Annotated in this window: 10 protein-coding genes; all 10 read left to right on the top strand. The window is 65.5% G+C overall.

The window, feature by feature from the left end; translation table 11 throughout:
* The first annotated feature begins 128 nt into the window (after positions 1 to 128).
* The 10 genes from GGQ64_RS02570 to ligA all read left to right on the top strand — a co-directional run bounded on the left by GGQ64_RS02570 (position 129) and on the right by ligA (position 13358).
* On the top strand, positions 129 to 986 hold the full coding sequence (locus GGQ64_RS02570; RefSeq protein ID WP_183798565.1) for a GGDEF domain-containing protein: 858 nt from the start codon (positions 129 to 131) through the stop codon (positions 984 to 986).
* 123 nt (positions 987 to 1109) lie between these two features.
* The gene (gene aqpZ, locus GGQ64_RS02565; RefSeq protein ID WP_183798562.1) at positions 1110 to 1796 is read left to right on the top strand and encodes an aquaporin Z; all 687 of its coding nucleotides are present in this window, start codon (positions 1110 to 1112) and stop codon (positions 1794 to 1796) included.
* Positions 1797 to 2111: 315 nt separating this feature from the next.
* The gene (locus tag GGQ64_RS02560; protein ID WP_183798559.1) at positions 2112 to 3035 is read left to right on the top strand and encodes a D-alanine--D-alanine ligase; all 924 of its coding nucleotides are present in this window, start codon (positions 2112 to 2114) and stop codon (positions 3033 to 3035) included.
* Positions 3023 to 3955: a cell division protein FtsQ/DivIB gene (locus GGQ64_RS02555; protein ID WP_425488478.1), complete on the top strand. Its 933-nt coding sequence runs from the start codon at positions 3023 to 3025 to the stop codon at positions 3953 to 3955. The genes GGQ64_RS02560 and GGQ64_RS02555 overlap by 13 nt, the downstream gene beginning before the upstream one ends.
* Positions 3952 to 5283, top strand: a complete 1332-nt coding sequence (gene ftsA, locus GGQ64_RS02550; RefSeq protein WP_183798553.1) for a cell division protein FtsA — start codon at positions 3952 to 3954, stop codon at positions 5281 to 5283. The genes GGQ64_RS02555 and ftsA overlap by 4 nt, the downstream gene beginning before the upstream one ends.
* 97 nt (positions 5284 to 5380) lie before the next feature.
* Positions 5381 to 7105 carry a cell division protein FtsZ gene (gene ftsZ / locus GGQ64_RS02545; protein WP_183798550.1) on the top strand — a complete coding sequence of 575 codons (1725 nt, stop codon included), beginning with the start codon at positions 5381 to 5383 and terminating at the stop codon, positions 7103 to 7105.
* A gap of 324 nt (positions 7106 to 7429) precedes the next feature.
* On the top strand, positions 7430 to 8383 hold the full coding sequence (gene lpxC / locus GGQ64_RS02540; RefSeq protein ID WP_183798547.1) for a UDP-3-O-acyl-N-acetylglucosamine deacetylase: 954 nt from the start codon (positions 7430 to 7432) through the stop codon (positions 8381 to 8383).
* A gap of 161 nt (positions 8384 to 8544) precedes the next feature.
* Positions 8545 to 9408, top strand: coding sequence for an outer membrane protein assembly factor BamD (locus GGQ64_RS02535; protein WP_183798544.1), 864 nt, complete (start codon positions 8545 to 8547; stop codon positions 9406 to 9408).
* A 20-nt stretch (positions 9409 to 9428) separates the two neighbouring features.
* Positions 9429 to 11099, top strand: a complete 1671-nt coding sequence (gene recN, locus GGQ64_RS02530; RefSeq protein ID WP_183798541.1) for a DNA repair protein RecN — start codon at positions 9429 to 9431, stop codon at positions 11097 to 11099.
* A 102-nt stretch (positions 11100 to 11201) separates the two neighbouring features.
* Positions 11202 to 13358 (top strand): NAD-dependent DNA ligase LigA, encoded by a 2157-nt coding sequence (gene ligA, locus GGQ64_RS02525; RefSeq protein ID WP_183798538.1) that lies wholly within the window; start codon positions 11202 to 11204, stop codon positions 13356 to 13358.
* Positions 13359 to 13368 lie beyond the last annotated feature (10 nt).

The following is a 13368-nucleotide window of genomic DNA, read 5'->3' as shown; positions in this document are numbered from 1 at the left end:
ATGCCGCGGTGACATTTTCGGTCGCGGCTGTTTGGCGCGAGCGTGCGTCGATGCGCAACTTATGGTGATGCATTTCCCAACAGATTGTTAACTTCGGCGGTCCTAGATAGAGCCATTGGGGGCCGCACATGATCGAGCGTGTCAAAGCTTGGGTGAATGACCAGCTTGCATTTGGGGAGTTTTCCTCGCGCGAGCAGGTGTTGCGGCGTTCCGTCGTCATGGCCCTGCGCATTGCCGCGCTCGCCTACAGCATCAATGTCGCGGCCCATCTGGTCCTCTATGCCGTGGGTCTGCTTCCCTACGACCTGGCGCAGGCGCTGGTGATCGCGACCGTATTGACGCCGCTGGTGTCCCTGCCGGTCGCCCTTGCCGCCTACTATGTGGTCGGGCACGCCGTCTATGAGCTGGCGCTGTCGCGCGCCGAGTTCGAGCGCCTGAGCCGGACGGATTCGCTGTCCGGGCTTTTGAACCGCCGCGCCTTCCTCGAAGCCATCGAGACCGCCGTGTCGCCGGCAGCGCTTGCGATCTTCGACGTCGACCGGTTCAAGTCGATCAACGACACGCTCGGCCACGTGGCAGGCGATGAGGTCATCGTTTCGGTGGCGGACAGGCTCGCCTCGCTCGCCTGCGGCCGGCACATCGTTTCGCGCATCGGCGGCGAGGAGTTCGCGGTGCTGGTGTGCGGGCTTTCGCCGGAGGAGACGCTGGGCCTGGTCGAGGATGCCCGCAGCCTCATCGAGGTCCGGCCGATCGCCTGCGGGGCAGGCGCCATCCCCGTCACCGTTTCGGCCGGCGTGGCCGATTACGTGCCGGGACGGGATTTCGACGACCTCTTTTCCCATGCCGACCGGGCGCTCTACCTCGCCAAGGTCTCCGGTCGCAACCGCGTGGTGCACGAGCGCGAGGTCGGCGGCGTCGCTCCGCCCTCGCGATACGAGGCGCCGTTCGACGGGATGATCCGCGACCGGGTGGGAATGGCGTCCTGAGGAAGGGCGCCGTCCGCCATCAACCGAAAGCCTGAGTTTATTTCACCGGCGCCCTGTGCGCAGAGTCCTGTTTCAATCAACGCCGCGTGCCTTTTTCGGGCCGGGCAGTTCGGGGAGGTGCGCATGATCAGGAAGCTTGCTGCGGAATTTCTGGGTACGTTCTGGCTGGTTTTCGGCGGCTGCGGCAGCGCGGTGCTGGCTGCGGCCTTTCCTGACGTCGGCATCGGCCTTCTCGGCGTGTCGCTGGCGTTCGGACTGACGGTGCTGACCATGGCCTATGCCGTCGGCGGCATCTCGGGCGGCCACTTCAATCCCGCGGTGTCCGTCGGCCTGACGGTTGCCGGCAAGTTCCCGGCATCGGCGCTGGTGCCCTATGTCATCACGCAGGTCGCAGGTGCGATCGTCGCGGCCCTCGTTCTCTATTTCATCGCCACCGGCAAGCCCGGTTTCGAACTCGGCGGCTTCGCCTCCAACGGCTACGGCGAACATTCGCCGGGGGGATATTCGGTCACCTCCGCCTTCCTGATCGAAGTGGTGATGACCTTCATGTTCGTCTTCATCATCCTCGGCTCCACCCATGGCCGCGTTCCCGTGGGCTTCGCGCCGATTGCGATCGGGCTGACGTTGACGCTCATCCATCTGGTCTCGATCCCCGTCACCAACACCTCGGTCAACCCGGCCCGCTCAACTGGCGTCGCCCTCATCGTCGGCGACTGGGCCATCGCCCAGCTCTGGCTCTTCTGGCTCGCCCCGATCGTCGGCGGCGCCCTTGGCGCGCTCGCCTGGAAGGCCGTCGGCGAAGACGACTGACATAGGCGCATCGTCAGATTCAGGTGTCGCCCGCTCCGGGATCCGGGGCGGGCGTTTTCATTTCGCGTCCTCATGTGCCGGAGCTTGCATTGACGGCAACTCTCTGATTCCAAGGAGGGAATCCCCGGCGAGATTTGATTCGGGGATGAGGCGTTTACGTTTTCCTCGCGAGCCGGTTAACGAAAGTAAACGCTTCATTAACCATAATGCCGTTGTAGTGACGGGGAGGCGGAAATTCGAGTCGCCGGCGCCGATCGAGATCAGGCCCGGGCAAGGAAATCCGGTCAATGTGAGAGATTGAGTCCAGGGGTGAAGATGAGCAAGCATGTCGCGGTGCTGATGGGTGGGATTTCCTCCGAACGGCCCGTAAGCCTTTCGTCCGGCAACGCCTGCGCGGATGCCCTCGAGGTGCATGGCTACCGCGTCACCCGCGTCGATGCCGGCTACGACGTCGCTACCGTTCTCTCCGAACTGAAGCCGGACGTCGCCTTCAATGCCCTGCATGGCCCCTTCGGCGAGGACGGCAAGATCCAGGGCATCCTGGAGTATCTGCAGATCCCCTATACCCATTCCGGCGTCCTTTCGTCGGCACTGGCGATGGACAAGGCGCAGGCCAAGATCGTCGCCAAGGCTGCCGGCGTTCCCGTCGCCGAGGCCAGGCTCATGAGCCGTTTCGATATCACCTCCAGGCATCCGATGAAGCCGCCCTATGTGGTCAAGCCGGTGCGCGAGGGCTCGAGCTTTGGCGTCGTCATCGTCAAGGAGGATCAGCCGCATCCGCCCCAGGTCATCACGTCTGCCGACTGGCGCTACGGCGACGAGGTGATGGTCGAGCGCTATGTGTACGGTCGCGAACTGACATGCGGCGTCATGGGGAACGTGGCGCTCGGGGTCACCGAAGTGGTGCCCCAGGGGCACGGCTTCTACGACTATGACGCGAAATACGAGAAAGGCGGCTCAAAACACGTCCTTCCAGCACAAATTTCACCAAATATTTACCAAAAAATACAAACACTCGCACTCAAGGCGCATCAAGCGATCGGATGCCGCGGCGTCAGCAGATCGGACTTCCGGTACGACGACCGCTTCTCCGAAAATGGCGAGATCGTGTGGCTGGAAATCAATACGCAGCCCGGCATGACCCCGACATCCCTGGTGCCCGAAATGGCCGTCCATGCCGGCCATTCGTTTGGTGAATTCTTGAGTTGGATGGTGGAGGACGCGTCTTGTTTGCGTTGACCGGCAGAAAGAGAAGCAGAGCGCGCCAGATGGACGTCGCAGGGCTTGCGGAGGCCGAGGGCGGTCGCGTGCTGCCGCGTCCGCTGCGCCGCGTCGTGCGCCTTGCCGTCGGCCTCGCGGTGGGCCGGGTGATGATCCCGCGCCATGCCGGCACGGTCGCAGCCGTTTCCTTCCTGGCCGCCACCGGCTTCTACGGCATGTCGCTCGGCGGCCATAGCCAGGATTTTGCCCAGACGACCACGACCGCGGTCGGGTTTGCGATCGATGACGTCAAGGTTTCCGGCGCCCGCGAAACCTCCGAGATCGAAATCCTCGAACTGCTCGGCCTCGACGGCACGACATCGCTCGTGGCGCTCGACGTCGAAGAGGCCCGCCGGAAGCTGTCGCAGTTGCCCTGGGTCGAGCATGTCTCCGTGCGCAAGGTCTATCCCGGAACGATCGAGGTGGCGCTGAAGGAACGCAGCGCGTTCGGCATCTGGCAGCACGGCAACGACCTCTCCCTGATCGAGAAGAACGGCAGCGTGATCGCGCCCTTGCGCGACAGCAAGTTCTCCGACTTGCCGCTGTTCGTCGGCCGCGACGCGGAAGCCGCCGCCGCCGATTTCGAAAAGCAGTTCGAGGCCTGGCCGGACGTCAAGGCACGCGTGAAGGCCTATGTGCGCGTCGCCGGCCGCCGCTGGGACCTGCGCCTGGACAACGGCGTCGTCGTCATGCTGCCTGAGACCAACGTGCCGCGCGCCATGGAGGTTCTCGCCAGGTTCGAGGCGGAGCAGGGGGTCCTGGAGCGCGACATCGCCGCCGTGGACCTGAGGCTGGAAGACCGTACCACCGTTCGACTGACAGAAGGTGCTGCCGAGCGCCGCAAGGTGGTGCTCGAGCAGCGGACCAAGGAACTCAAGAAGGTAACCGATCGCTCATGAGCATCTTTGGCTCCTCCCATTTCGGTCTGCCCAGGTTGAAGCCGCTCAATTCGAAGCGGTCGCATATCGTTTCGGTGCTCGACATCGGCTCGACCAAGGTCGTCTGCATGATCGGCCGGCTGACGCCGCGTCCCGAGAGCGAGATCCTGCCGGGCCGCACCCATTCGATCGAGATCATCGGCCTCGGCCACCAGCGCTCGCGTGGCGTCAAGAACGGCGTGGTCGTCGATCTCGATGCGGCCGAGAGCGTCGTCCGGCTGGCGGTCGATGCCGCCGAGCGCATGGCGGGCCTGACGATCGACAGCCTGATCGTCAACGTCTCGGCCGGGCGCCTGCAGAGCGATATCTATACCGGCACCATCGATCTCGGCGGACAGGAAGTCGAGGCGGCCGACCTGCGCAAGGTGCTGACGGCGGCGGGCCAGCGCTCGCTGCGCCAGGACCGGGCGATCCTGCACTCGCTGCCGACCGGCTACTCGCTCGACGGCGAGCGCGGCATACGCGATCCGCTGTCGATGTACGGCGACGTCCTCGGCGTCGACATGCACGTGCTGACGGCCGAGCGCACCGCGCTGAAGAACCTGGAGCTCTGCGTCAACCGCGCCCATCTCTCGGTCGAGGGCATGGTGGCGACCCCCTATGCCAGCGGCCTGTCGGCGCTCGTCGACGACGAGGTCGAGCTCGGTTGCGCCTGCATCGACATGGGCGGCGGCACGACGGCGATCTCCGTCTTTGCCGAGGGCAAGCTCGTCCATGCGGATGCCGTGGCGCTCGGCGGCCATCACGTCACGACCGACATCGCGCGCGGGCTGTCGACCCGGATCGAGGATGCCGAGCGGCTGAAGGTCGTGCACGGCTCGGCGCTGCCGAACGCATCCGACGAAAGCGATATCGTCGCCGTCCCGCCGATCGGCGAGGACGATCGCGACCAGCCGACCCACGTGCCGCGGGCGCTGCTGTCGCGCATCGTTCGCGCCCGCATCGAGGAGACGCTCGAACTGATCCGCGACCGGATCCAGCGATCCGGCTTCTCGCCGATCGTGGGCAAGAGAATCGTGCTGACAGGCGGTGCCAGCCAGCTTACGGGACTGCCGGAAGCCGCGCGCCGGATCCTCGCGCGCAACGTTCGCGTCGGGCGTCCGCTCGGCGTTTCGGGCCTGCCTGCCGCGGCCAAGGGTGCGGCGTTCTCCACGGCGGTCGGCCTGATGATCTATCCGCAGGTGGCGGAGTTGGAAGCGCATTCGACGCAGGGCGGCATGCTTGCGTCGCTTGCAGGAGGAAACGGCCGCATTGCCCGCATGGGGCAGTGGCTGAAGGAGAGTTTCTGACGGGTTGCCGCCGGGTAGTTGCGTAGGCGGATTACAGAATTAGAGAATTTGGCCGGTGTGGCGACGCAGGCCAGAACAGACAAAAGGAACATCTACAATGACGATCAAGCTGCAGAAGCCGGACATCACTGAGCTGAAGCCCCGCATCACCGTGTTCGGTGTCGGCGGCGGCGGCGGCAACGCTGTCAACAACATGATTACCGCAGGGCTGCAGGGCGTCGACTTCGTCGTCGCCAACACCGACGCCCAGGCGCTGACGATGACCAAGGCCGAGCGCATCATCCAGATGGGCGCACAGGTCACCGAGGGTCTCGGCGCCGGTTCGCAGCCCGAGGTCGGCCGCGCGGCCGCCGAGGAATGCATCGACGAGATCATCGACCACCTGAACGGCACGCACATGTGCTTCGTCACCGCCGGCATGGGCGGCGGCACCGGCACGGGTGCAGCCCCGATCGTCGCGCAGGCCGCCCGCAACAAGGGCATCCTGACCGTCGGCGTCGTCACCAAGCCGTTCCACTTCGAAGGCGGCCGCCGCATGCGGCTGGCCGAGCAGGGCATCCAGGAACTGCAGAAGTCGGTCGACACGCTGATCGTGATCCCGAACCAGAACCTGTTCCGGATCGCCAATGACAAGACCACCTTTGCCGACGCGTTCGCGATGGCCGACCAGGTGCTCTATTCGGGCGTCGCCTGCATCACCGACCTGATGGTCAAGGAAGGCCTGATCAACCTCGACTTCGCCGACGTCCGTTCGGTGATGCGCGAGATGGGCCGGGCGATGATGGGCACCGGCGAGGCATCGGGCGAGGGCCGTGCGATGGCCGCGGCCGAAGCCGCGATCGCCAACCCGCTCCTCGACGAAACCTCGATGAAGGGCGCGCAGGGCCTGCTGATCTCGATCACCGGCGGCCGTGACCTGACTCTGTTCGAAGTGGACGAGGCTGCCACCCGCATCCGCGAGGAAGTCGATCCGGACGCCAACATCATCCTCGGCGCCACCTTCGACGAAGAACTCGAAGGCCTGATCCGCGTCTCCGTCGTCGCCACCGGCATCGACCGCGCCACGTCGCAGGACGCCGGCAGAGCAGACTTTCGCCCGGTGAACAAGCCGCTGGTCCGTCCCTCGGCCGCCGTTCCGCCGCAGCCGCAGGTCGCACCGGCGCCCCAGCCGGTCGCAGCCGCTCCCGCACCGGTCATGACGCAGCCCGTCGCGCCGCAGCCGATGCGCGCGGCCGATCCGATCGCCGAGACGATTCGCCAGGCCGAGATCGGCCTTGAGCGCGAACTGGCCCTGCCGGACACCAGGCCCGCCCAGGCCCCGCAGGAAGAGTTCCGCCCGCAGAGCCGGATCTTCGCTTCGGCTCCGGTCGAGGCCCCCGTCGCCGCGCGCCCGGCGCCGGCTCCGCAGCCGCAGTACCAGCCGGCCCCGGTCTTGCAGCGCGCCGAGCCTGCAGCCCCGGTCATCCGCCAGGAGCCGGTCGCCAGCCGCATGCCGAAGATCGAGGACTTCCCGCCGGTGGTGAAGGCCGAGATGGAACATCGCGGCCAGCAGCCGGCCCAGGTCCAGCCCGAGGAACGCGGTCCGATGGGGCTTCTGAAGCGCATCACGTCCTCTCTCGGACGCCGCGACGAGGAAGAACAGCCGGCCGCTGCAGAGGCCGCTTCCGCCCCGCAGCGCCGGGCCATGTCGCCCGAAGCGAGCATCTATGCACCGCGCCGGGGACAGCTCGACGACCATGGCCGCGCCAATCCGCAGCCGCGGGCGCTCAGCGAGGATGACCAGCTGGAGATTCCCGCCTTCCTGCGCCGCCAGTCGAACTGAGACTGTCATCATTGTTGCAAAAGAAGGCCCGGACCCCTGTCCGGGCCTTCTTTTTTGCTAAATCTTTCAGTGGCTTGGATGGCCCTTGTGGGTCGTAACAGAACGAAAGAAACAGTGATTTGTAACAATTCGGGAGCGCAACTACATTCCGGCCAGAAACGCAGCCAGCGCATTGATTCATGGGCGATTTTTACAAGCTTGGCGCTGTCTCTGTTGCAAAGCTCCCATTCCCCGCTTCGGTGGTCGAGGGGCGCGCGAAGCAAAATGACAACAAAATAGTGACGATCGGCCCGGTGCCGGTGATAAAATAAGGCGAATTAGAAGATGTCCATCAGCTTGCTGGGTTTTCAGACGACGATCTCGAGCCCGGTCACAATTTCGGGAACGGGCGTCCATTCCGGCGCTGTCGTTTCCATTACGTTTCACCCGGCCGAAGCCGACAGCGGCATCGTCTTCCAGCGCCTTCACGACAACGGGTCCGTGAGCGAATACCGCGCCGTGTCCTCGCAGGTGGGCAACACCGACCTTTGCACCGTTCTCGGTTTCTCGCCGGACAAGTCCATCGCCACCATCGAGCACGTCATGGCAGCGCTCTATGCGCTTTCGCTGGACAATGTCCTGATCGAGGTCCAGGGCGCCGAAATGCCGATCATGGACGGCAGCTCCGCTCCCTTTATCGACGCGATCGATCAGGTCGGCCTGCGGCCGCTCGCGGTCAAGCGCCGCTACATCCGCGTGGTCAAGCCGATCCGCGTCGAGGCCGGTTCGTCCTGGTCCGAATTCCTGCCCCATGACGGCACGCGCTTCGAGGTCGAGATCGATTTCGATTGCCCGCTGATCGGCCGGCAGGCCTGGAAGGGCGAGCTGACGCCAGCGACCTTCCGCAGCGAGCTTTCGCGCGCCCGCACCTTCGGTTTCATGCGCGACGTCGAACGCCTCTGGGCGGCAGGCTATGCGCTCGGTTCCTCGCTTGAGAACTCCGTCGTCATCTCCGACGACAATGCCGTGATCAACATCGAGGGCCTGCGCTACGGCGATGAATTCGCCCGTCACAAGACGCTGGACGCCGTTGGCGACCTGGCACTTTCCGGCGCGCAGTTCATCGGCTGCTACCGTTCCTATCGCGGCGGCCACAGGATGAACGCGATGGCGCTGAAGGCGCTGCTCAACGATCGCACGGCCTACGAGGTCGTCGAGGCTTCGGTCCCGCGCGCTCGCGCCGGCAAACGCGAGCTCATCACCGTGAACGCACCGGAGTTCGCTCCCTGGTCCGCCTGAGGGCCGGGGACATTCCCAATCGCATGGCGCTTCACACTTTCTTTGCCATAAAAATGCGTTAATGCAGCGGCATGGCGTTGCGGTATGCGCGGGATTGGGGATAGAACGCGTTCAATGAACGGCGCTCGAACAGGGCGCCGCGATGATTTTGGGATTGTCAGATGAAATTTGCAGGGATTGTTGGTGCCAAGCATTGGACGCGGATTGCCTGCGTCGCTTTCCTGTCCACGGTGCCACTGGCGCTGACGGCGTGCCAAAGCGATCCCGACATCGACATCACCAAGCTTTCGGCCGAGACCGATCCGCCCGACGTTCTCTACAACCAGGGGCTGGCCAACCTCAACGCCGGCAACGTCAGCGAGGCCTCGCGCAAGTTCGCCGCGATCGACAGGCAGCACCCGTTCTCGGAGTACGCCCGCAAGGCGTTGGTGATGAGTGCCTTCGTCAACTATCGCCAGGGCGCCAACCAGGAGGCGATCACTGCCGGCCAGCGCTACCTGAAGCTCTATCCTGAGTCCGAGGATGCGGCGTATGCGCAGTACATCGTCGGTCTCGCCTATGCAAAGCAGATCCCGAGCGTGACGCAGGACCAGCGTCCGGCGACCCAGACGATCGAGGCGATGCAGGCGGTCGTCACCAAGTATCCCGATTCGGAATATGTCGAGGACGCGCAGACGAAGATCCGGTTTGCCCGCGATCAGCTCGCCGGCAAGGAGATGCAGGTCGGGCGCTACTATCTCGAGCGCAAGGAATACCTGGCGGCGATCAAGCGCTTCCGCACCGTCGTCGAGCAGTACGGCACGACGAACCAGGTGGAAGAAGCGCTCGCGCGCCTCGTCGAATCCTATTATGCAATGGGTATCGCCAGCGAAGCGCAGACCGCTGCCGCCGTTCTCGGCCACAACTATCCGGACAGCGAGTGGTATGCGGATTCCTACAAGCTGCTGCAGTCGAAGGGGCTGGAGCCGCGCGAGAACGCTGGATCCTGGATTTCGCGCGCCGGCAAAGCCCTCATCGGCGCCTGAGCAAAGAGATATGACCTCGGATGCTGGCACAGCTTTCGATCCGCGATATCGTCCTGATCGAACGGCTTGACCTCGCTTTCGACGGCGGGCTCTCTGTGCTGACCGGCGAAACCGGCGCCGGAAAATCCATCCTGCTCGATTCGCTCTCGCTCGCGCTCGGCGGGCGCGGCGATGGTTCGCTGGTCCGCCACGGGCTCGACAAGGGGCAGGTGACGGCCGTGTTCGATGTGCCGATGCAGCATGCGGCCCGAACACTCCTGCACGACAACGCCATCGACCATGACGGCGACCTGATCTTCCGCCGCGTGCAGTCGGCCGACGGCCGCACCAAGGCCTATGTCAACGACCAGCCGGTCTCGGTGCAACTGATGCGGCAGGCGGGGCAGTTGCTCGTCGAGATCCACGGCCAGCACGACGACCGTGCTCTGATCGACACCGACGCGCACCGCTTGCTGCTCGACGCCTTCGGCGGTCTGGGTGAGACGGTGGCGAATGTCTCCCGCCTCTACCAGCAATGGAAGGATGCCGAGCGCGCGCTTCGCCGCCACCGCGAAAAGGTGGAGGCGGCAGCGCGCGAGGCCGACTATATCCGCTCCTCCGTCGACGAACTGGAGAAGCTCTCGCCGCAGGACGGTGAGGAAGAGGTGCTTGCGGAAGACCGCGCGCGGATGATGAAGGCCGAGCGGATCGCCGGCGACATCAACGAGGCGAGCGATTTCCTGAACGGCAACGCGTCTCCGGTCCCCGTCATCGCCTCGATGGTGCGGCGGCTGGAGCGCAAGAGCCAGGAGGCGCCGGGCCTGCTGGAGGAGACGGTCGAACTGCTCGGCCGCGCCGTCGACCAGCTCTCGGACGCGCAGATGGCCGTGGACGTGGCGCTGCGCAAGACCGAGTTCGATCCGAAGCTTCTGGAGCGCACGGAGGAGCGGCTGTTCGCGCTCCGTGCGGCCTCGCGGAAATACTCCGTTCCCGTTTCCGGCCTGCCGGCGCTGGCCGTGCGGATGATCGCAGACCTTGCCGATCTCGACGCTGGCGAGGAGAAGCTGGCCCAACTGGGGCAGGCGTTAGGCGAGATGCGCGCGGCGTTTGACGCCGCCGCACGCGCGCTCTCGGAGCGCCGCCACCATACGGCCGAGGCGCTGGCCGGCGCCGTCATGGCCGAGCTGCCGGCGCTCAAGCTGGAGCGCGCCCGGTTCATGGTCAATATCACCACCGATCCGGACGGCGGGGCCGAAGCGGGGATCGACACCGTCGAGTTCCATGTCCAGACCAATCCGGGCACGCGCCCCGGGCCGATCATGAAGGTCGCCTCGGGCGGCGAGCTCTCGCGCTTCCTCCTGGCGCTGAAGGTGGCGCTTGCCGACCGCGGCTCGGCGCCAACGCTCGTCTTCGACGAGATCGACACTGGCGTCGGCGGCGCGGTGGCGGATGCGATCGGCCAGCGGCTGAAACGGCTATCGTCCACGGTGCAGGTGCTGTCCGTCACCCATGCGCCGCAGGTGGCCGCGCGTGCTGCCACGCATCTCCTGATCTCGAAGGGACCGGTCGACGGCGGCGCGACGATCGCGACCCGTGTCGCCCGCATGGATGACGGCGCCCGCACCGAGGAGATCGCCCGCATGCTCGCCGGCGCATCGGTCACCGAGGAGGCGAGGGCGGCGGCGGCGCGGTTGCTGTCCGGCAACGGCTAGCCGGAGACCGCAACCGGGAGACAGGTGAGGACAGCGCCCGAGGCTGCTTCCCTTTTTGTCGCCATGCTCTAAAAACCAGACGAGTCCTTGTGGAGCAGCGCGATGTCCGTCGAGAAAACCCCCGTCGAGAACCTGACAGAAGAACAGGCGGCGGCCGAGCTGGCCTTCCTTGCAGCCGAGATCGCCAGCAACGACGTGCTCTATCACGGCAAGGACCAGCCGGAGATATCGGATGCCGACTATGACGCGCTGAAGCGGCGCAACGATGCGATCGAGAAGCGGTTCCCGCAACTCGTGCGCGCCGACAGCCCCTCGATCAAGGTCGGTGCGGCGCCGCTTGCGACCTTTGCGCCGATTACCCATTCACGGCCGATGCTGTCGCTCGACAACACGTTTTCGGACGAGGACGTGCGCGATTTCGTCGCCTCCGTCTACCGCTTCCTCGGGCTTCTGCCGGACGGGTCGATCGCCTTTACCGCCGAGCCGAAGATCGACGGGCTGTCCATGTCGATCCGCTACGAGCAGGGCCGGCTGGTCAATGCCGCGACCCGCGGCGACGGGACGACCGGCGAGAACGTCACCGAGAACATCAAGACCATCAAGGAGATCCCCAACCGCCTGCCGGACGGCGTGCCGGATGTCGTCGAGGTTCGCGGCGAGGTCTACATGAGCAAGTCAGACTTCCTGGCGCTCAACGAGAAGATGGCGGCGGAGGGCAAGCAGACCTACGTCAACCCCCGCAACACGGCGGCCGGGTCGCTGCGCCAGCTCGATGCGAAGGTGACGGCAAGCCGCAACCTGAAATTCTTCGCCTATGCCTGGGGCGAGATGTCCGCCATGCCGGCCGATACGCAGATGGGCATGGTGGAGGCGTTCAGGACATGGGGCTTCCCGGTCAATCCGCTGATGAAGCGGCTGACCTCGGTGGAAGACATCATCGCCCACTATACCGAGATCGGGCTGAAGCGTCCGGATCTCGACTACGAGATCGACGGCGTCGTCTACAAGGTCGACCGGCTGGACCTGCAGGCGCGGCTTGGCTTTCGCTCCCGCAGCCCGCGCTGGGCAACGGCGCACAAGTTCCCGGCCGAGCAGGCGTTCACGAAAGTCGAGAAGATCGATATTCAGGTCGGGCGCACCGGCGCGCTGACGCCTGTGGCGCGCCTGACCCCGATCACGGTCGGCGGCGTTGTCGTGACGAATGCGACGCTGCACAACGAGGATTACATCAAGGGCCTCGGCAATTCCGGCGAGCGCATCCGCGACGACGGTCACGACATCCGCATCGGCGACACGGTGATCGTGCAGCGGGCAGGGGACGTCATCCCACAGGTGCTCGACGTGGTTCTGGAGAAGCGGCCGGCGGACGCCGTGCCCTACGAGTTCCCCAAGACCTGCCCGGTCTGCGGCAGCCATGCGGTGCGCGACATCAACGAGAAATCCGGCAAGATCGATGCGGTGCGCCGCTGCACCGGCGGCTTCGTCTGCCGGGCGCAGGCGGTGGAGCACCTGAAGCACTTCGTCTCGCGCAACGCCTACGACATCGAGGGGCTCGGCGCCAAGCAGATCGATTTCTTCTTCGAGGCGGAGGATCCGGCGCTGGCGATCCGCACCGCGCCCGAGATCTTCACGCTGAAGCGGCGGCAGGAGACTTCGCTGGCCAAGCTGGAGAACATCGACGGCTTCGGCAGGGTGAGCGTGAAGAAGCTGTTCGACGCGATCGACGAGCGGCGGGCGATCGCGCTCAACCGCTTCATCTACGCGCTCGGCATCCGCCATGTCGGCGAGACGACGGCCAAGCTTCTGGCGCGCGCCTATGGCACCTATGCGGCCTTCGAGGCGGGGATGAAGGGGGCGGCTTCGTTCTCGGGCGAGGCATGGGCCGAGCTCAACAGCATCGACGGCATCGGCGAGGTGGTCGCCCGCGCCATCGTCGAGTTCTACAAGGAGCCGCGCAACCTCGACGTGATCGGGCGGCTGCTCGAGGAGGTCACGCCGGAAGCGGCCGAGGCGCCCGTTGCAAGCGACAGTGTGGTTGCCGGCAAGACCGTGGTCTTCACCGGATCGTTGGAGAAGATGACGCGCGACGAGGCCAAGGCAATGGCGGAGCGGCTGGGCGCCAAGGTGTCGGGCTCGGTGTCGAAGAAGACGGATCTGGTGGTGGCGGGGCCGGGCGCCGGCTCCAAGCTCGACAAGGCGCGGGAATTCGGTGTCGAGGTGATCGACGAGGACCAGTGGCTGGAGCGCGTCAAGGCCTGACCGGCCAGGT

The sequence above is a fragment of the Mycoplana azooxidifex genome (genome assembly GCF_014196765.1).
Lineage (GTDB): Bacteria > Pseudomonadota > Alphaproteobacteria > Rhizobiales > Rhizobiaceae > Mycoplana > Mycoplana azooxidifex.
The sequence above is the reverse complement of the archived record's forward strand: the minus strand, read 5'-3'. Positions and strand labels throughout refer to the sequence as shown.